Here is an 18,480-nt window from a genome sequence, read left to right on the forward strand (position 1 = left end):
CATCTCAGAGCCTCTCGATCTCGCGCGTGCCGAACAGGCCGTAGGGCCGCACCATCAGCACGAGGACCAGCACGATGAAGGTTGCGAGCAGCTTGTATTCGCCGCCCAGGTACGAGCCCGCGAGCGCCTCGACCAGGCCGATGAAGAGCCCGCCGACCAGCGCGCCCAGCACGCTGTCGAGCCCGCCGACGATCACCACCACCAGCACCGACAAGCCGAACACGCCCATCGACGACGAGATGCCGCCGATCGCGCCGACGATGATGCCGGCCACGGCCGCGATCATGGCCGAGGCGACCCATGCGAGCGAGAACACGCGCGGCACGTTGATGCCCATCGAGTACGCCGCGGCCTGGTCGGATGCAGTCGCCCGCAACGCCACGCCGCCGCGCCAGAAGCGAAACAGCAGCAGCACCATGCCGATCAGCACCACCGCGATCAGTGCGCCGTAGGCGATCTTGGGCGCGAGGAACGCTTCGCCGATCATCACCGGCGCGTTCGGCAGGAACTCCGGCAGCCGTCGCTGGTCCGCGGTCCAGACGATCTCCACCAGCCCGACAAGGATCGACGCCAGCCCCACCGTCACCATGAAGACCGAGATCGGCGGCTCGCCCAGCAGCGGGCGGATCATGGTGCGCTCGACCACCGCGCCCAGGAGGCCGGTGCCGATCACCGAGCCCAGCACCGCGAGCCAGACCGGCAGGGAGAAGCTCGCGGCAAAGGTGAAGAACAGGTAGGCGCCGATCATCAGCATCTCGCCGATCGCGATGTTGACCACGCGCGTGGCCTTGTAGACCAGCACGAAGGCCAGCGCCGCGAGCGCATACAGGCCGCCGCCGGCAATGCCGGTGAGCGCGATCTCGAACAGGTAGGCCCAATCCATCATGCCGCCGCCTGTGCCGCGGCTTCGCCGCGCAGCCTGCGCCGCAACTCGCCGACGTCGCCCGCGCCCAGGTAGGCGCGGATCACCTCCGGATCGGCCTGCACCTGCGCCGGCGTGCCCTGCGCAATCACCTGGCCGAAGTTGAGCACCACGACGTGGTCCGACAGGTCCATCACCATGCCCATGTCGTGCTCCACCATCAGCACCGTGATGCCCCACTCGCGCCGCACGTCGAGGATGAAGCGGGCCATGTCCTCGGTCTCTTCGCGGTTCATGCCGGCCACGGGCTCGTCGAGCATCAGCACCTTGGGCTGCATCGCCAATGCGCGCGCCATCTCGACCCGCTTCTGCAGGCCATAGGGCAGGGCGGCGACGGAGGCATGGCGGATGTGGTCGATCTCCAGGAAGTCGATGATCCGTTCCTCCACGTCGCGCCGCAGCTCGGCTTCTTCCCGCCGCGCACGGCCGAGGTAGAACAGGGCGTCGAACACGTTCGACTTGAGGTGCGCGTGGCGGCCGAGCTTGATGTTGTCGAGCACCGTCATGCCGCGGAACAGCGCGATGTTCTGGAAGCTGCGCGCAAGGCCGAGCGCGGCGCGCTTGGGCGCGGGCAGGCGCGTGATGTCTTCGCCCTCGAACAGGACACGGCCTTCTGCGGGCCTGTAGAAGCCCGAGATCGTGTTGAAGAGTGATGTCTTGCCCGCGCCGTTCGGCCCGATCACCGCGGTGATCGAACCGTGTGCCACGCCGAAGCCCACGTTCGTCAGCGCCTTGACCCCGCCGAAGGCGAGCGTCAACGCCTCCACCCGCAGCACGGAGGCGGCAGGCGCAAGGGAGTCGTCCCGTGAGGGCGCGTCAGGCATGGCTAAGAGGGGAGCGGTACGGTCAGGGTTTGTGTCCACGAGCAGAAAAGCTACTGGCGCGTAAAATTCCTACTGATGGGTAATGTCATGGTTCGCCGCAGGCCGCGGCATCAGGACTTTCCCCGCCCGCACAAACCCCATGCCCAGCCCAGCCCTCATCGCATCTTCCACGTCCTCTCCCTGGGAGCCCGCGGGCAAGCGCGCGCAGCAGCGAGAGGTCAAGCGCAATGCCGTGCTGCAGGCCGCGGCCCAGCTGTTCAACGAGCGCGGCTTCCATGCCACCTCGCTGGACGACATCGCCGAACGCCTCAACGTCAGCAAGCCCACGGTCTACTACTACGTCGAGAGCAAGGACCAGATCCTGCTGGAGTGCGTGAAGATCGCGCTCGACCTGATGCAGGCCGGCATCGACGAGGTGCGCGCCGCGGGCGGCAGCGCCATCGACCAGCTCGAGGCCTGCATGCGCATCTACTCGAGCGTGGTCACGCAGGACTTCGGCATGTGCGTGATCCGCATCGGCGAAGACCCGCTGCCCGATCCGCTCAAGAAGGAGCTGCGCCGGCTCAAGGCCGGCATCGACGGGCAGTTCCGCCGGCTCATCGCGGAAGGCGTGGCCGAAGGATCGCTTGCGCCCTGCGATCCCAAGATGGCCGCGTTCATGCTGGCCGGCGCGCTGAGCTGGATCGGCCGCTGGTATCGCCCCGATGGCGACCTCACACCCACGCAGATCGCGGACCAGGGCATCCAGCTGCTGCTGAACGGTGTGCTGCATCGCCCGGCTCCCGCCGCGCGCCGCAAGTCCGTTGCGCGCAAACCCGGGTGAGCATCGCCCGGCCCAGTTCTTTTCAATCCAGGAGACCCACACCATGACCTCGCGCGACATCTTCGTGGTCGGCACCGCCCGCACAGCCATCGGCACCTTCGGCGGCGCGCTGAAGGACGTGCCCAACACGCAACTGGCCACCACCGCGGTCAAGGCCGCCATCGAACGCAGCGGCGTGGCGGCCGATGCCATCGGGCACGTGGTGATGGGCAACGTGATTCCCACGGACGTGAAGGACGCCTACCTGAGCCGCGTGGCCGCCATCGATGCGGGCTGCCCGATCGAGACGCCGGCCTTCAACGTGAACCGCCTCTGCGGCTCGGGCCTGCAGGCCATCGTGTCGGCGGCGCAGGCCATTGCGCTGGGCGACTGCGACATCGCCATCGGCGGGGGCTCCGAATCGATGAGCCGCGGCCCGTACTTCGACACGTCGGCGCGCTACGGCGCACGGATGGGCGACGCGGTGCTGGTCGACTACATGCTGGGCATCCTTCACGACCCGTGGGAGAAGATCCACATGGGCATCACGGCCGAGAACGTGGCCGCGCGCTACGGCATCACGCGCGAGCAGATGGACGAACTGGCCGCCACCAGCCAGCAGCGCGCCGCCGCCGCCATTGCCGCGGGCCGCTTCAAGGAGGAGATCGTTCCGGTCGAGGTGAAGACGCGCAAGGGGGTCGTGCTGTTCGACACCGACGAGCACGTGCGTGCCGAGACCACCGCCGAGGCGCTCTCGAAGATGAAGCCCGCGTTCAGGAAGGATGGCCTGGTGACCGCGGGCAATGCCTCGGGCATCAACGACGGTGCCGCCGCCGTGGTGCTGGCCGAGGGCGGCCGCGTGAAGGCGCTGGGCCTGAAGCCGCTGGCGCGCCTGGTCGGCTATGCGCATGCCGGCGTCGAGCCCGCCTACATGGGCATCGGCCCGGTGCCCGCCACGCGCAAGGTGCTGGAGCGCACCGGGCTGAAGGTGGGCGACTTCGACGTGATTGAATCGAACGAAGCCTTCGCGGCCCAGGCCTGCGCAGTCATCAAGGAGCTCGGGTTCGACCCCGCCAAGGTGAACCCGAACGGCTCCGGCATTTCGCTCGGCCACCCGGTGGGCGCGACCGGCGCGATCATCACGACCAAGGCGATTGCCGAGCTGCATCGCACCGGCGGCCGCTATGCGCTGGTCACCATGTGCATCGGCGGCGGGCAGGGCATTGCCGCCGTCTTCGAACGCGTTTGAAGGCACACTGGCGGACATGCTTCGCCCACCACTCCTGATCGACCCCGATGAGGTCGAGATCAGCGCCATCCGGGCGCAGGGCGCGGGCGGCCAGAACGTCAACAAGGTCTCGAGCGCGGTGCATCTGCGCTACGACATCCACGCGTGCTCGCTGCCCGCCGACGTGAAGGAGCGCCTGCTCGCATTGCGCGACAGCCGCATCACGCAGGAGGGCGTGTTCGTGCTAAAGGCGCAGCAGCACCGCACGCAGGAGATGAACCGCGCCGATGCGCTCGCGCGCCTGCAGGCCGTGGTCGACAGCGTGGCGACGCCGCCGCGCGTGCGGCGCCCCACCAAGCCGACCTATGGTTCCAGGCAGCGCCGGCTCGAGGGCAAGAGCCAGCGTTCGCAGATCAAGAACCTGCGCGGACCGGTGCGGGATTGAGCTTTAAGGCACTCCTAAGCCGGCCGACACGCACGCCAAGCACAATGGAGGCCATGAGAGCCTTCCTCCGCCGCCTTGTGCCGGCCGTCCTGCTTGTGTCGGGTGCGGCCGCCCTGCCGGGCTGCGGGCCGTCCAGTGACGCCGGCCCGGCTGCCCTGGGCGCGGTGCAGGAACTCAAGTGGGAAGAGCTCGTTCCCAAGAACTGGGACCCCACCAAGCGGTATCGCAACATCAGCCTGGAATCGCTGCGCGACAACGACCCGCGCGCGATCCAGATGCTCGACGAGATGCGCGCCGTGTGGGACAACGCACCGGTCAACGTGGCGCTCGACGGCACGGCCGCGCGGCTGTCGGGCTTCGTGGTTCCACTGGACAACACGCAGGGCGGCATCCGCGAATTCCTGCTGGTGCCCTACTTCGGGGCCTGCATCCACACCCCGCCGCCGCCCGCCAACCAGATCGTCCACGTGATCGCGGCCGACACCGTGAAGGGCCTGCACGCGATGGACACGGTGCGGGTCAGCGGCCTCTTGAAGGCGGCGCGCTATTCGTCGGTGGACATGGGCGTGAGCGGCTACGAAATCAGGTCGGCTTCCGTCGAGCCTTTTGTCCCGGCGCGCTGAAGCGCTTCGGGCTGCGCCAGCGCGGCCAGGGCCTCTGCATCGGTTCGGTAGCTGAAAAGCATCGGGCCCGGCGCGAGCAGCCCCGCGCGCTCCAGCACCTGCATGGCCGGCAGTTTCAGCCCGCTCAGGTGCAGGCGCACGCCCTTGGTTTCCATCATGCGGCGGATCGAGCCGAACACCTCGGCGCCGGTGATGTCGATCCGGTTGATGGGCTGCGCGAAGAGGCACACGTCGGTCAGGTCGGGACGCTCGGCCAGGGCGACCGTGAGCGCGCGCTCGAGCGTCGAGGCCGAGGCGAAGTCGAGCTCGGCATCCATGCGCAGCGCGTGGAGGTGCGGCGCCAGCGGCGGCAATTTCCAGAGATGCCGGTCGCGCAGGCTGCCGTCGGGGTGCAGGCCCACCTCGATGATGCGCGGATGCAGGTGGCGGTACATGTAGTGCGCCATGCTCGCGAGCAGCCCGCCCAGCACGCCCCAGTAGATGCTCGGCGCCGTGGCGATGGTCAGCACGAAGGTGCCGAACGAGATGCCGGCCTCGATGCGCGAGACGCGCCACAGCGCAACGAAGCTCGCGGGCTTGACCAGGCCGAGAATGGCCGTGACCACCACCGCCGCCAGCACGGCCTGCGGCACGTGATAGAGCAGGGGCATGAGCCACAGCAGCGCACCGGCCACCACCGCCACGCTGAACAGCGTGGCCCACCCGGTCTGCGCGCCCGCATAGAGCGTGATGGCCGAGCGCGAGAACGATGAACTGGTGGGAAAGGCGCCCGTGAAACCCGAGGCCAGCTTGGCCAGCCCCTGGCCGATCAGGTCCTGGTTCTCGTTCCAGAGCGTGCCGGCGCGCGCGTTGTCGACCTTGGCGCTGGATGCGGTCTCCAGAAAGCTCACCAGCGTGATCATCAGCGCGGGCAACACCAGCGCGCTGAACGTGCCCGAGGGCAGCAGGCCCGGCCAGTAGAAGGAGGGCAGGCCCGAAGGCAGGCTGCCCACCACGGCGCCGCCGCGCAGCGCATAGTTCACGGACCAGCTGATGGCCGCGGCGCCGGCCACGAGCGCCATGGTGGTCGGGAAGCGCGGCACCAGCCGCTTGCCGAGCCACAGCACCGCGATGCTGCCGAGCCCGAAGCCGATGGCGACGAAATCGGGCGGCGGGCCGCCCTGGAGAACTTGCGGAACGGTGCGCCCCGTGAAGCCGAGCAGCGCCGGCAGCTGCGAGATGGCGATCAGCACTGCCGCGCCCTGCGTGAAGCCGATCAGCACCGGCGAATTGACCAGCCGCAGCAGCCAGCCGAAACGTCCGGCGCCCAGCACGATCTGGATGGCGCCCGAGATCAGCGTGAGCCACACCGCCATGGCCACCCATTCGCTGCTGCCCGGCACCGCCAGCGGCGCGAGCGAGGCGCCCACGAGCAAGCTCGTGAGCGCCGTGGGGCCGACCGACAGCCGCTGCGACGAACTGAAGATCACCGCGATGAGCGCCGGGAACAGCGCCGCATAGACGCCCGTGACCAGCGGCATGCCCGCCAGCGCCGCGTAGGCCACGCCCTGCGGAATGACCATCAGCGCCACCGTGATGCCGGCCATGGCTTCGTTGCGCAGCAGCGCGGCGGAGGGGCGCGGCCATGCGAGGCACGGAACCCAGCGCGCGAGGCGCTGGCGCAGAGAAGAAGAGGAGGAGGGGGAGGGGGAGGCCGGATTCATGAAGCGTTACGGGCGCACGGGAGAGGCGGGGCGGCCCATGCGCGGTGCGCCGCGCAGGTGGCACGCGGGGGCGCCGTCAGATCAGCGAGCTGGCGTTCTTCAGCACGTAGTCGCAGGCCTTGGACTTCAGCTTGGACGACAGCAATTTCAGGTTGAGCGTCTTGCCGTCGCCGCCCTTCAGCAGGCCTTTTGCGCCGCTCTCGAAGTTTTTCTCCTGCTGCTTCTGGCCGGTGATCCTGGCAAGGAGCTTGTCTTTCACCGAGGCCGCATCGCCGCCCAGGTAGTTGTTCTTGACGCAGTACTGCAGCACGCCGGCCGCGCTGCCGATGGTGCTGGAGCCCATGGCGGGCATCTTGAAGCCGAGGTCCTGGCCGAGCGACGCGCCGGCCTGGTCCTTGAGTTGGCCGAGCAGGTCCGACTGGGCCATGGCCGGGAAGCTCGCCGCGGTCAGCGCGAGGGAAACCAGTGCGAAGCGAAAGCGCATGATGAACTCCCGTCTGAGGGTGTTTAGGGGGATTCCATCGTCAGCATACCCCTCGCGGAACGCGGGCTCACGCGCGGCGGAACAGCAGCACGGAATTCGTGCCGCCGAAAGCAAAGGAGTTGCTCAGCGCCGCTTCGAGCATCGGGGCGCCCGAATCGTGCTGCGTCACCAGGTTCAGGCTGCAGGCCGGATCGATCTCGCTGCAGTGGGCATTGGGCGGCAGTTGCCGGCGGTGCAGCGCGAGCACCGTGATGAGCGCCTCGATGGCACCCGCGGCGCCCAGCAGGTGACCGTGCAGCGCCTTGGTGGAGCTGACGCGCAAGCGGTCGAGATCGCTGCCCCAGACCTCTGCCAGCGCATTGCGCTCCACCACGTCGCCGATGCGCGTGGCCGTGCCATGCGCATTGCAGTAGCCCACGTCGCGCGGCTGGAGCCCGGCCTGCCGCAGGGCCGCGCGCAATGCGCGGGCCTGGCCCGGGGCGTCGGGCTTGGTGAGGTGCGTGGCGTCGCTGCTCAAGCCCCAGCCGGCCAGCGTCGCATAGCTGCGGGCGCGGCGGGCGCGTGCGCGCTCGGCGGACTCGAGCACCAGGAAGGCGGCCCCTTCGCCCAGCGCAAAACCGCTGCGGTCACTCGCGAAGGGCCGCACCGCCGAGGCTGCTTCGCCGGGCTGGAAAGTGGCCAGTGTCTGCATCGCCTGCCAGGCCAGCACCACGCCCGGCACGATGAGTGCCTCGCTGCCGCCGGCAATGGCCAGGTCGACCTCGCCGCGCTGGATGGCCTTGGCGGCTTCGGCAATGGCCACCGACGACGAGGCGCAGGCGACCGAATAGGTGAGTACCGGGCCTTGCACGCCATGGCGCATGGCCACGTGGGCCGCGGGCGCATTGGGCATGAAGGCGGGAATGGTGAGCGGCGAAACCCGCCCGTTGCCGCGGTACGCCGCTTCGAGCGCCGCGGCACCGCCCATGCCGCATCCGGCATAGACGCCGACGCGTTCGGGATCGGCATCGCTCATCGGCAGGCCTGCATCGCGCACCGCGAGATCGGCCGCGGCCACGGCAAACTGGCTCACGCGGTCGACGCCGGCGAGTTGCAGCTTGGTGAACCAGTGCGATTCGTCGAAGGCGACGGTGGCTGCGGCGGCGGGCTTGGGCAGGTCGGGAAAGATCGGCTGGATGGCCGATTGGCCATCGAGCAAGGACTGGAACAGCGCGTCGGGCTCGCCGCCATGCGGCGCCATGACGCCAAGCCCGGTAACGCGGACCTCGTGGTTCACGCTGTCTTCGCGGCCCTGACCTTGTCGACCAGCAGGGCGAGCTGGCCCAGCGTGTCGACGTTGGCGTCGTCGTCGGGCATGGTGATGCCGAAATGGTCTTCGATGGCGAACAGGAACTCGGCCAGTGCGAGCGAGTCGAGCCCGCCGGTTTCGCGCATCGAGGCGTCGGGGTCGAGCTTGGACGGTTCGATGCCGTACTTCTCGTGGATCAGGTCCTGCAATTCCTTCAGCGAACTCATCGTGCGATGCCTGTTGTCTTGCGCCGGCCGCTGATCGATCGCCGCCCCCCGGGGCGCTCCATGGATCGACCCCTTCCTCGCTCGGCTTGTGGGTCAGTGATGGCCAATGATATCCGCTCCGACCAGGGAATTGCCTCGGCGCCTGCCCTCCGGGCGCCACCGCAGCGAAGGCAGCGCGAAGGCCATTCCCAGCAGGGCGCCGGCCAGCGCATCGAGCACCACGTGCTGCTTGACGGCCAGCGTCGACCAGGCAATGGCGGCAAACCAGGCCCAGTTGGCAAGGCGCAGAAAGACCGGCGTGCGCGCTTCGCGCAGCACATGGTCGAGCCGGATCGCCGTGAAGATGGCCACGGCCACGTGCATCGATGGGCAGGCGTTGCCCGCGGCGTCCACGCCCTGCAGCATCGCAAAGCCCGGGTAGCCCGACACGTCGATGGCGAGCGGCGGTACCTGCGTGGGCCAGAAGTAGAACAAGCCCAGGCCCGTGAGGCACAGCGCGCCGATCCACAGGCCGTACACCACCAGTTCGCGAAAACCAAGCTGCAGCCCGGGCGCGACGCCCACGTAGAACCAGAGCGACAGGTAGGCGCCCAGCGTGTAGGGCTGGAACGGAATCAGGCGGTCCAGCGCCGTGAGCGGCATCACCGCGACCGGGTGGACCGGATTGCGCAGCAGGTGGAAGTAGCCGATGAAGAAGAGCCAGGTGAAGACCGTGGTGCCGATCGCCTTGAGCCAGAACAGGTTGCGAGCGCGCTCGCCGATGTCTTGGGTCCAGGTCAGGGGGCGATGCGATCGCGAATTGGGCGCCATGGGCAAGTCGGTGGATGGTCCGTGGTTTCTTCGGCCCGCCGATCTTGCCAGAGCGCCGTGACGGCTTGCCGCCATTCAGGAGAGGGCGGCGGAGCGCTTGCGGTGCTGGAACGAGGTCGGCGAACGACCGGTGGCTGCCTTGAACATGGCGCAGAAGGCGCTGTCGGTCGCATAGCCGCTGGCCGCCGCCACCTGGCTCACGGCCATGCCGCGTGCGAGCAGCGGCAGCGCATGCGCCATCACCGCCTGCTGGCGCCATTGCTGCCAGCTCATGCCCAACTGGTCGCGGAACAGCCGCGCCACCGTGCGCTCGCTGGCGCCGATGGCAGCGGCGCGCTCGGCCAGCGTAGCCCGGTCGGCGGGGTTGCGCAGCAATGCCTCGCACAGCTGGCGCAGCCGTTTGTCGGCGGGCAGCGGAACGTCGATGCGGATCTGCGTGGCGCGCTCCAACTCGTCCACCAGCAGCGGGGCGATCATGCGTTCGCGCTGCGCCGCATGCGGGTCGGCCGGCGGGAGGCCGTCCGGCGTGGTGTCCAGCGCCAGCATCAGCGCGCGCAGCAGCGGGCTGATCTCGAGCACCTCGCACTTCTCCCATGGCGGGCCGAGCCAGGCGTGGAGGTAGACGGTGCGCAGCTCGGCATCCTCGATCAGCATGATGCTGTGCGGCATGTTGGCCGGCACCCAGACCGCGCGCGACGGGGGCACGATGTAGCTGCCGTCTTGCGTGCTGAGCCGGATCACGCCGCGGGTCGAGAAGGTGAGCTGCGGCCAGGGGTGCTGGTGCAGCTCGACGAAGGTGTCGGCGCTGAGGAAATGCTCCTTCGCGCGCAGCGGCCGCACGGCGTCGGGTGCGAAGAGGTGCGGCGTGAGGGAAGCCACGCTGGTGACCGGAGAAGGGGTGGAAACGACGCTTGGCATGGTTTCGACAAATGTTGTCGCTGTATCGCCATTCTGCCGCGACTGGCCGGCATAGCATCGGTGCCTGCCCCGTTTTTTGTAGCAATCCATGTCTTCATCGCCTTCCTCCACGGCCGCTTCCCCCACCAATTTGCGAGGCGACGCCCAACTGATCGGACTGGTCGGCCTGGCCCATGCCATCAGCCACTTCAGCCAGCTGATCCTCGCGCCGCTGTTCCCATGGCTGAAGGACGCGTTCAACGTGAGCTACACCGAGCTTGGCGCGGTGCTGACGGTGTTCTTCGTGGTGTCATGCGTGGTGCAGGCGGCCTCGGGCTTCATCGTCGACAAGCTCGGTCCGCGGCCGGTGCTGTTCGTGGGACTCGGTGCGCTGGCGCTGGCGGCTTTCGGTTATGCGCTGGCCCAGAGCTACTGGATGCTGCTGCTGTGCGCCGTGGTGGGCGGCGTCGGCAACGGTGTGTTCCACCCGGTCGACTACACGCTCTTCAACCGCAAGGTGGCACCGACGCGGCTCGGCCATGCCTACAGCGTGCACGGCATCACGGGCAGCCTGGGCTGGGCGCTGGCGCCGGCCTTCGTGGTGCCGATCGCCATCGCGTTCTCATGGCGCGTGGCGCTGGCATCGGCGGGCGTGCTGGCCATCGTGGTGCTGCTGGTGCTGTGGGCCTACCGCAGCGTGCTCGCGCTCGACGTGAAGACGGTGCAGAAGGCCACCGGCCATGGCGAGCCTGCTCCCATCGGCGGCGAGTTCGACTTCCTGCGCATCCCTGCCGTGTGGATGTGCTTCGGCTTCTTTTTCTTCTATGCGGTCGTGATCAGCGTGGTGCAGACCTTCGCGCCCGTGGCCGCCGGCCACCTGCATGCGGTGCCGGTCGCGCTGGTGGCGGTGTGCCTCACGGTCTACATGGTGGCCAGCGCGGCCGGCATGGTGGTGGGCGGCTTTCTCGCCTCGGACCCGTCTCGCTGCGAACGCATCGTGGGAATGGGCTTCGGTGTTGCGGCCGTGCTGGCATTGGTGCTGGCCTTTGCGCAGTTTCCGCCGGTGATGGTGCCGGTGCTGTTCGGCGCCATGGGCTTCGTCTCGGGCGTGGCGGGGCCTTCGCGCGACCTGCTGGTCAAGCGTTCGACGCCGCCCAACGCCACGGGCCGCGTCTACGGCGTGGTGTATGCCGGACTGGACATCGGGCAGGCCCTGGCGCCGCTGGTGTTCGGCCGCCTGATGGACCACGCCCAGTACACGAGCGTGATCGTCGGCCTTGCACTGGTGCAGGCCGTGCTGATTGCCAGCGCCTTCAACGTCACGCGCGTGCGGCGCACGGCGCTGGTGACGGCCTCGGCCTGACCGTTCCGGCAGGGCGCCGGGCGCGGGTGTGGCCGATATCATCGGCCGCATGCAGTCCTTGTATGTCTATGTGATCGCCGGTGCCGCACTGGCGGGTTTCGTGCAGGGGTTGTCGGGCTTCGCCTTCGGCCTGGTCGCCATGTCGGTCTGGGCCTGGACCCTGGAGCCGCAACTGGCGGCGGTCCTTGCCCTCTTCGGCGCGCTCACCGGCCAGGTGATTGCCGCCGTCACCGTGCGGCGCGCTTTCGACAGGCACCTGCTGTGGCCCTTCGTGGTCGGCGGACTGGCCGGCGTGCCGTTCGGCGTGTGGCTGCTGCCGCACCTCGATCTCGTGGTCTTCAAGGTCTGCCTCGGTGTGCTGCTGGTGCTGTGGTGTCCTGCGATGCTGATGTCGCGGCATCTTCCGAAGATCACTTTCGGTGGCCGAATCGCCGACGGCATCGCCGGAACCATCGGCGGCGCCATGGCCGGCATCGGCGGCTTCTCCGGCACCATTCCCACGCTCTGGTGCACCTTGCGCGGCTTCCAGCGCGACACGCAGCGCGCGGTGATCCAGAACTTCAATCTCTCGATGCTGGTGGTGGCGTTCGCGCTCCACCTGGCAAGCGGCAGCATCGGCATGTCGACGGTGCCGCTGCTGGGGTTGGTGGCACTGGCCGTGGCGGTGCCGGTGCTGCTGGGGGCGCGGCTCTACATCGGCATCAGCGAGACGGCGTTCCGCAAGCTGGTGCTGGGCTTGCTCACTGCATCGGGTGCGGCCATGCTGGCGTCGGGCGTGCCCGCGCTGCTGCAGCGCGGCTGAGCGACTGGCTCGGGCTACGCCGAAGGCAGGATCTCGCGCACGCGTGCCCACGGCCGGCACATCAGCGTGCCGCGCGGCGACACGACGATGGGGCGCTGCAGCAGGATCGGATGCGTGGCGATGAAATCGAACAGCTGGTCGTCGGTCCACTTCGGGTCGGCCAGCCCCAGTTCTTCGTAAGGTGCCTCCTTGGCGCGCAGCAGGTCGCGCGCGCCCACGCCCATGGCCTTTGCCAGCGCGCGCAGCTTCTCCTTGGACGGCGGGGTTTCCAGGTACAGGACGATCTCGGGTTCCACGCCGCTTTCGCGGATCAGGCCCAGCACGTTGCGCGAGGTGCTGCAGTTGGGCTTGTGGAAGATGGTCATCGGATACGCGGGGGTCGGCGTGCGTGCGCTCATGTCTGTTCGCCCTTCGTGAAAGGATAGCGCGCGGCCCAGAATTCGGCCAGGCGCGGATCGGCATCGACCCGCCGCACCACGCCGGCCATGCGCGGTGCTTCGCGATAGAAGCGCCGTCGTCCCGGCGTCCAGCGCGACAGCACGGTGACGTACAGGTCGAGCATGCTCAACTTCTCGCCGAGCAGGTACGGCGCAGGGTCGTCGATCTGCGTGTCCATGAGGTGCCAGCAATGCGCAATGCGCTCGGCCGTGCGTTCGAGCATCACCGCCTGGGCCGCCGGGTCGGGCGTGAGGCGCGTGGGTTCGTCGCGCACCCAGTACATCGCGTAGATGGCCGCAGGCAGGTAGACCATCCACCGCAGGTAGCGCGTGCGCAGCGGATCGTCCGGCACGGGGCAAAGCCCGGCTTCCGGATAGCGGTCGCCGAGCCAGATCAGGATCGCCGCGCTCTCGGTCATCACTTCGCCGGAGGGCAGCACCAGCGCAGGCACCTGGCGCATCGGGTTGACGCCCGCCATCCGCTCGCGCTCGGCCTCGCTCTCCCAGGGCGAGACGTCGACGGCATCGACCTCGGCGCCGATCAGCGTGAGCGCCGCGTGGACGGGCGTGGCGCCCGAGCCGGGAGCGCCGTAGAGGATGTAGCGGTCTTTGGAAGCGGATGCAGAAACCATCCGCAAAGATTACTGCAGCCGCACGCCGGTTGTCACGCGGTCGCCAGCAATGCGTCCACCGCCTTCAGGCCTTCGAGCGTCTTCACGCAGGCTTCGGCCACTTCGGTGCCCTTCACGGCAAAGTGGCGGTGGAAGTACTTGCGATGCTCCACATGCTCGTGGAAATGGTGCGGCGTGAGCACGGCCGAGAAGATCGGCACGTCGGTTTCGAGTTGCAGCGACATCAGCGTGCTGACCACCGTGCTGGCCACGAACTCATGGCGGTAGATGCCGCCGTCCACCACCAGCGCGCAGCCGACGATGGCCGCGTACCGGCCCGAATTGGCCAGCCGCTTGGCATGCAGCGGAATCTCGAAGGCGCCCGGCACGTCGAACACGTCGATCAGCTCGCGCGCCACGCCCAGCCGTTCCATCTCGGCAAGGAAGGCGTCGCGCGCCTGGTGGACGATGTCTGAATGCCACTGCGCCTCGACGAATGCGATGCGCTCGCCGCGCGGTTTGCCCGACGCGTCGATGGCCGAAAGGGGAAGGTCGTTGATCTGACTCATGGTGTGCCTCTTGAAAGCAGGTTTCCTGAATCAGGGCGCACGAAACCGCAGGGCAGACCGCGCGCTCCATGCAAAGCGCGCGGGCCGACCCGCATTTCGCGCTCTCTTTCATCCGGACTGTGACCGTCGGCTTCGGAATTGCACCGAAATCTGCTGACCCCGCAGCCCAATGCAGGCCGCGGGCGCTCGCGGGCTTGTGCGAACGAGTCGCCATTACCGCCGGTGGGGAGTTTCGCCCCGCCCTGAGAACGCTGTCCCCGAAATGCCGGAGACCCCCGGATTCTAGGTAGGGGCTGCGCGAGGCGCTGTCACCTCGGTTCATAAACCCTACGGCGCCACGGAAGTCCGCTTCTGCGAGCGCCAGACGAAACACGCCTTCGTGCAGTTCCTCACGATCGGATTGCGAATGGCAGCCAGGAGCCTTTCTGCTGCTTCTTGGCGCCGGCAAGTGCTTCCACAATGGATCGAATAGCTCCTCGATCCTCCGGAAATACGCTTCCGAGCATGAAGAAACTGCACGCCATCGTCGCTTCTCTCTACGCCTCTCTTTGCATCGCCGCGATGTTCGTGATCCCGATGAACAAATACGAGTGGATGCTCGAAGAGCCCGAGGCTCTCGCCGACGGGCTCACCTTTTGCGGCTTGCCCCTGGACGACGACCTCGAGGTCAGGGTCATCTCCTTCATCGTGCTGTTTCCGCTCATCGTTGCGGGCGGCGCGCTCTCTTTGAAGGTGCGCAAGGTTCACTCCACCGCATGGCTTGCGCTGGTGCTGCTTTTTGTTTGGGGGTGGCGTTTTCTTGTTTACTACCCGTTTTGCCCGGGCCGGGAGACTTACTAGGATTGGCCGACCTGATAGGCAAGTGGTGCACCGGTCTTGTTCTTCAGCATGCCTAAGAAGACCAGACGATCACCGATCCGGTCAACGTCTACAGCCATGCAAGCGATTCAAGTCGCTTGGTGCTGGCGCTTTCGGGCAAATGACGTCTCACCGTGGCGTTTGGTTCGCCAACGAAGGCCTCGCGCATTCCAGGCGTCCGCCCGATAGGGTCCGTTCAGCGTCGTGCGGCCAGGAACTGCGTCATGCGGTGCAATTCCTCATCGAGCGCTTCGCGAAACGCAGCGTCGCGCGGCTTCTTGTCGACATAGCCGAAGGCGGGATGCAGCCGGCCTTCGGACGCTGTCACATTGCCCCAGCCGATCACGCGTTCGTGCCAGAGCAGCGGCAGCGCGTAGTAGCCGAACTGCCGCTGGGGCGCGGGCGTGTAGGCCTCGAACTTGTATGTCCAGCCCCACAGCAGTTCGAAGCGGCGGCGGTCCCACACCACGGGGTCGAACGGTGCGAGGAGGCGCACCGCTTCGTCGGGCGCATGACGCCGCGAAGCGGGGTTCTCATCGGCGGGCCAGTACCAGGTGGTGCCCTCGATCTTGCAACTGGCGAGTTGTTCCTCGCGTGCCAGCCGCAGCGCGGCCTGGGTTTGCGCCGAGAGGTGCGGCGCGCCGTAGCCGAGCAGCCGCACGAGATAGGTGAGGCTTGCGGCCGGCAGCGGTGCGTACTTGCGAACCACCAGGTCGATGAGCGCGGCGGCGCGCCGGGCCCGGCCGGCGGGGCTTTCGTCGGCGGGCAGATGAGTCACGGCCTCGTAGACGCGCGTGCCGCTGTCGCGCCGCACCACGCGCAGCATGCCCCGGTAGTGCAAGCCGTCGAGCAGGCGCGTGGTCGCGTTGCTCGAGCCGCCCCAGTAGTTCTTCACCCGACCGTGCGCAAAGTGCTGTTCAACTTCGCGCGGATGCACCGGTCCTCGTTCGCGCACGAAGGCCAGCACATCGGTGGCCTTGCGGCGGGTCTCGTCGTCCCAGGGCTGCCTGGCTTCGCGCGGATGCATCAGCGCCAGGTGCTCGCGCGGCAGGAAGCCGTAGTTGACGAGGCAGTCTTCCTCGATGGCAAGCCGCGTGTAGCGGGTTTCGAGATCGCCCGCGCGGTAGTCTGTCACGCGGTGGCGCAGTGTCAGGTCCTGGGCGCGCGCGGGTGCGCGGATCGGGTCTGCCTGAACGAAGCCGAGTTTGCGGATCGCGCTCGGCAGCGTCGTGGGTTTGAACAGCGTGCGCGCGATGGCATAGCGGCGCAGGTCGTCGAGAGTCGGGGTGGCCATGGGCGAATTGCAGCACAAGCTTCGCGGCGCTGCTGTTCTCCGACCAGTCCTTGATCTGCCAGCACCACGACCGCGCTCAGTGGGCACAGGGCGCCGGGTACTCCCCGCAGCGAAATAAAGGAGGAGGGCGAAGCCCGGGGGACATTCGCGGAGGGGAGTACCCGGTGGCCTGTGCACGCGCCCTGAATGCCTCCTCCGACAACTGAACCTAGACGGCTTGCCTGTGCCGTTCGATACACACGTCGAGCGTTTCGCTCCCGGCCCGCTGCCACCAGTCGAGATTCGAGAAAATCTCCACCTCGCTGAACCCGGAAAATCCCGCGTCTTCGACCCAGCCGCGGATCTTCTTCAGCTCGACCACGCCATCGCCCATCATCCCGCGATCGGAAAGCAAGTCGCGCGTGGGCGTGAGCCAGTCGCAGACGTGGTACGCCAGAAGACGCTCACGGCCGGCGCGCGCAATCTGCTGCTGCAGCTTCGGATCCCACCACACGTGATAGATGTCCAGTGCCACGCCCAGCATGCCGGTCTTGCCCGCGTCGAGCTCGTCGCAGATGTCGAGCGCGTGTTCCAGCGTGTTGATGCAGGCGCGGTCGGCGGCCTGCATCGGATGCAGCGGCTCGATGGCCAGCGGCATGCCGACCTCGCGGGCATATTCGAGCGACGCAGCAATGCCGTCGCGCACTTCGCCGCGCGCACGGCCGATGTCCTTGTAGGCGATCTTGCCTTCGAGCGCGCCGGGAAGGGCGCCGACCACCAGCACGAGGCAGGGCGCGTCCAGCGTCCTGGCTTCGTCGATGGCGCGGCGGTTGTCGTCCAGCGCGGCCTTCAGGCCCGCTGCGTCGGGCGCCGGAAAGAAGCCGCCGCGGCAGTACCCCGAAAGGCCGATGCCGTGCGCCTTCAGTTGTTTGGCGACCTTGTCGAGCCCGACCGCAGCCACCTGGTCGCGCCAGGGGCTGATCGCGCGGATGCCGCGCCCGGCGCATTGGTCGATGATGCGGTCGAGCGGCACCTCGGCGCCGAGTTGTTTGCGGACGGTCGCCGTGTTGATCGACAGCCAGTCGTGGTTCTGGGAGAAATCGCGCATGGCTTTTTCGATCAGCCTTCCACGCCGTGCAGAGCCAGCAGCGTCTTCATCCGCCGCACCGCCAGCTCCGGCTGCTCCAGCAGGTTGGCCGCATCGGCCAGGCGGAACAGCTCGGCAAAGTGCTGCAGGGATCGCGTGCTCTGCTGGCCGCCCACCATGGTGAAGTGCGTCTGGTGGCCGTTGAGCCAGGCCATGAACACCACCCCCGTCTTGTAGAAGCGCGTGGGCGCCGCAAAGATGTGGCGCGACAGCGGCACCGTGGGCCCGAGGATCGCGTGGAACTTCTCGGTGTTGCCTTGCGCCAGCGCGCCCAATGCGGCGCTCGCGGCCGGCGCGATGGCGTCGAAGATCCCCAGCAGCGCGTCGCTCTGGCCATGCGTCGGCTCGCTGCCGAAGCCGTCCCCGGCAATCAGCTCGGCGTAGTTGAAGTCGTCGCCCGTGTACATGCGCACGCCCGGCGGCAGGCGGCGCCGCATCGCGATCTCCTTGTCCTTGTCCAGCAGCGAAATCTTGATGCCGTCCACCTTGTGCGGATGCGCGGCAATCACGTCCAGCGCCGTGTCCATCGCCGCATCCGCGTCCTTGCTGCCCCAGTAGCCCGCCAGCGCCGGGTCGAACATGTCGCCCAGCCAGTGCAGCACCACCGGCTGCTTCGCCTGCGAGAGGATGCGGTCGTACACGCGCTCGTAGTCCGCCGGGCTCTTTGCCACCCGCGCCAGGGCACGGCTCGCCATCACGATGAGCTTGCCGCCCAGCGCCTCGATCGCAGCCATCTGCTCCTCGTAGCCGCGGATCACGTCATCGACGCTCTTCACCGCGTCGATGTCCAGGTGGTCCGTGCCGCAGCCCGAGGCCACCCGCGCGCCCGGCACGTCCTTGGCGGCATCGAGCGAGCGGCGGATCAGCTCGAGCGACGTCGGCCAGTCCAGCCCCATGCCGCGCTGTGCCGTGTCCATCGCCTCGGCCACGCCCAGGCCCAGCGAAAACAGGTGCCGGCGGTAGGCGATGGTCGCGTCCCAGTCCACGGCCGATTGCAGCCACGGATCGATCGCGGCCAGCGGATCGGCCACCACGTGCGCGGCCGAGTAGGCGATGCGGTTGAATGCCACGCCCGCCTCGGGCTTCACCGGCGCGGTGCCGCGCAGGGCATAGGTCGCGAGGGTGCCGCTCGCGGCGGGAAGATTCAGGGAGAGTGCCATGACTGCC

At 68.1% G+C, this 18,480-nt stretch carries 21 protein-coding genes and 1 riboswitch; of the genes, 7 read left to right on the top strand and 14 right to left on the bottom strand.

Annotated features, from left to right (window positions below; all coding sequences use genetic code 11):
* Positions 1-4: 4 nt before the first annotated feature.
* The gene (locus ABID97_RS10960; protein WP_354398510.1) at positions 5-886 is read right to left on the bottom strand and encodes a branched-chain amino acid ABC transporter permease; all 882 of its coding nucleotides are present in this window, start codon (positions 884-886) and stop codon (positions 5-7) included.
* Positions 883-1,746, bottom strand: a complete 864-nt coding sequence (locus ABID97_RS10965) for an ABC transporter ATP-binding protein (RefSeq protein ID WP_354398511.1) — start codon at positions 1,744-1,746, stop codon at positions 883-885. Before ABID97_RS10965 ends, ABID97_RS10960 begins: the two co-directional genes overlap by 4 nt.
* 139 nt (positions 1,747-1,885) lie before the next feature.
* Here ABID97_RS10965 and ABID97_RS10970 point away from each other — a divergent pair, with 139 nt between their 5' ends.
* The 4 genes from ABID97_RS10970 to ABID97_RS10985 are packed head-to-tail and all read left to right on the top strand — an operon-like array spanning position 1,886 to position 4,844.
* Positions 1,886-2,569 carry a TetR/AcrR family transcriptional regulator gene (locus ABID97_RS10970; protein ID WP_354398512.1) on the top strand — a complete coding sequence of 228 codons (684 nt, stop codon included), beginning with the start codon at positions 1,886-1,888 and terminating at the stop codon, positions 2,567-2,569.
* Positions 2,570-2,612: 43 nt separating this feature from the next.
* Complete coding sequence (locus tag ABID97_RS10975; protein ID WP_354398513.1) at positions 2,613-3,797, top strand: acetyl-CoA C-acyltransferase family protein; 1,185 nt, start codon at positions 2,613-2,615, stop codon at positions 3,795-3,797.
* 16 nt (positions 3,798-3,813) lie between these two features.
* Complete coding sequence (gene arfB / locus ABID97_RS10980; RefSeq protein ID WP_354398514.1) at positions 3,814-4,221, top strand: alternative ribosome rescue aminoacyl-tRNA hydrolase ArfB; 408 nt, start codon at positions 3,814-3,816, stop codon at positions 4,219-4,221.
* 53 nt (positions 4,222-4,274) lie between these two features.
* The gene (locus ABID97_RS10985) at positions 4,275-4,844 is read left to right on the top strand and encodes a DUF3299 domain-containing protein (protein WP_354398515.1); all 570 of its coding nucleotides are present in this window, start codon (positions 4,275-4,277) and stop codon (positions 4,842-4,844) included.
* Here ABID97_RS10985 and ABID97_RS10990 read toward each other — a convergent pair.
* The 6 genes from ABID97_RS10990 to ABID97_RS11015 form a co-directional block, all read right to left on the bottom strand.
* Positions 4,796-6,547, bottom strand: coding sequence for a SulP family inorganic anion transporter (locus tag ABID97_RS10990; RefSeq protein ID WP_354398516.1), 1,752 nt, complete (start codon positions 6,545-6,547; stop codon positions 4,796-4,798). The two genes, ABID97_RS10985 and ABID97_RS10990, sit on opposite strands and share 49 nt — an antisense overlap.
* A gap of 76 nt (positions 6,548-6,623) precedes the next feature.
* Complete coding sequence (locus ABID97_RS10995) at positions 6,624-7,031, bottom strand: DUF2501 domain-containing protein (RefSeq protein ID WP_354398517.1); 408 nt, start codon at positions 7,029-7,031, stop codon at positions 6,624-6,626.
* A 67-nt stretch (positions 7,032-7,098) separates the two neighbouring features.
* Positions 7,099-8,307, bottom strand: a complete 1,209-nt coding sequence (locus ABID97_RS11000) for a beta-ketoacyl-[acyl-carrier-protein] synthase family protein (RefSeq protein ID WP_354398518.1) — start codon at positions 8,305-8,307, stop codon at positions 7,099-7,101.
* Complete coding sequence (locus ABID97_RS11005) at positions 8,304-8,546, bottom strand: acyl carrier protein (protein WP_354398519.1); 243 nt, start codon at positions 8,544-8,546, stop codon at positions 8,304-8,306. Before ABID97_RS11005 ends, ABID97_RS11000 begins: the two co-directional genes overlap by 4 nt.
* 93 nt (positions 8,547-8,639) lie before the next feature.
* The gene (locus ABID97_RS11010) at positions 8,640-9,356 is read right to left on the bottom strand and encodes a phosphatase PAP2 family protein (RefSeq protein ID WP_354398520.1); all 717 of its coding nucleotides are present in this window, start codon (positions 9,354-9,356) and stop codon (positions 8,640-8,642) included.
* 75 nt (positions 9,357-9,431) lie between these two features.
* Positions 9,432-10,274: an AraC family transcriptional regulator gene (locus ABID97_RS11015; protein ID WP_354398521.1), complete on the bottom strand. Its 843-nt coding sequence runs from the start codon at positions 10,272-10,274 to the stop codon at positions 9,432-9,434.
* An 88-nt stretch (positions 10,275-10,362) separates the two neighbouring features.
* Between ABID97_RS11015 and ABID97_RS11020 the strand changes: the two genes are divergently transcribed.
* Together ABID97_RS11020 and ABID97_RS11025 are read left to right on the top strand one after the other, a co-directional pair.
* Positions 10,363-11,616, top strand: a complete 1,254-nt coding sequence (locus tag ABID97_RS11020; RefSeq protein ID WP_354398522.1) for an MFS transporter — start codon at positions 10,363-10,365, stop codon at positions 11,614-11,616.
* A 49-nt stretch (positions 11,617-11,665) separates the two neighbouring features.
* Entirely contained in the window at positions 11,666-12,418 is a 753-nt protein-coding gene (locus ABID97_RS11025; RefSeq protein WP_354401732.1) for a sulfite exporter TauE/SafE family protein, read from the top strand.
* A gap of 14 nt (positions 12,419-12,432) precedes the next feature.
* On the opposite strand, the gene arsC is transcribed toward ABID97_RS11025, so the two are convergent.
* Genes arsC through ABID97_RS11040 form a run of 3 tightly spaced genes read right to left on the bottom strand, consistent with a single transcriptional unit; the run spans position 12,433 to position 14,035 of the window.
* Positions 12,433-12,816: an arsenate reductase (glutaredoxin) gene (arsC, locus tag ABID97_RS11030; RefSeq protein ID WP_354398523.1), complete on the bottom strand. Its 384-nt coding sequence runs from the start codon at positions 12,814-12,816 to the stop codon at positions 12,433-12,435.
* Complete coding sequence (locus tag ABID97_RS11035; protein WP_354398524.1) at positions 12,813-13,487, bottom strand: glutathione S-transferase family protein; 675 nt, start codon at positions 13,485-13,487, stop codon at positions 12,813-12,815. The genes arsC and ABID97_RS11035 overlap by 4 nt, the downstream gene beginning before the upstream one ends.
* Positions 13,488-13,519: 32 nt before the next feature.
* Positions 13,520-14,035, bottom strand: a complete 516-nt coding sequence (locus ABID97_RS11040; RefSeq protein WP_354398525.1) for a 6,7-dimethyl-8-ribityllumazine synthase — start codon at positions 14,033-14,035, stop codon at positions 13,520-13,522.
* Between the two features lie 96 nt (positions 14,036-14,131).
* Positions 14,132-14,289, bottom strand: a riboswitch (FMN riboswitch).
* A 250-nt stretch (positions 14,290-14,539) separates the two neighbouring features.
* Between ABID97_RS11040 and ABID97_RS11045 the strand changes: the two genes are divergently transcribed.
* Positions 14,540-14,875 (top strand): DUF2645 family protein, encoded by a 336-nt coding sequence (locus ABID97_RS11045; protein WP_354398526.1) that lies wholly within the window; start codon positions 14,540-14,542, stop codon positions 14,873-14,875.
* 214 nt (positions 14,876-15,089) lie between these two features.
* Here the strand turns inward: ABID97_RS11045 and ABID97_RS11050 are convergent, their stop codons facing one another.
* The 3 genes from ABID97_RS11050 to ABID97_RS11060 all read right to left on the bottom strand — a co-directional run bounded on the left by ABID97_RS11050 (position 15,090) and on the right by ABID97_RS11060 (position 18,473).
* The gene (locus ABID97_RS11050; RefSeq protein ID WP_354398527.1) at positions 15,090-16,187 is read right to left on the bottom strand and encodes a DNA glycosylase AlkZ-like family protein; all 1,098 of its coding nucleotides are present in this window, start codon (positions 16,185-16,187) and stop codon (positions 15,090-15,092) included.
* 208 nt (positions 16,188-16,395) lie between these two features.
* Complete coding sequence (locus tag ABID97_RS11055) at positions 16,396-17,274, bottom strand: sugar phosphate isomerase/epimerase family protein (protein WP_354398528.1); 879 nt, start codon at positions 17,272-17,274, stop codon at positions 16,396-16,398.
* 11 nt (positions 17,275-17,285) lie between these two features.
* The gene (locus ABID97_RS11060) at positions 17,286-18,473 is read right to left on the bottom strand and encodes a dihydrodipicolinate synthase family protein (RefSeq protein WP_354398529.1); all 1,188 of its coding nucleotides are present in this window, start codon (positions 18,471-18,473) and stop codon (positions 17,286-17,288) included.
* Between the last annotated feature and the right edge of the window lie 7 nt (positions 18,474-18,480).

Origin of the sequence: Variovorax sp. OAS795, assembly GCF_040546685.1 — a bacterium.
In the GTDB taxonomy this organism is placed as follows: domain Bacteria; phylum Pseudomonadota; class Gammaproteobacteria; order Burkholderiales; family Burkholderiaceae_C; genus Variovorax.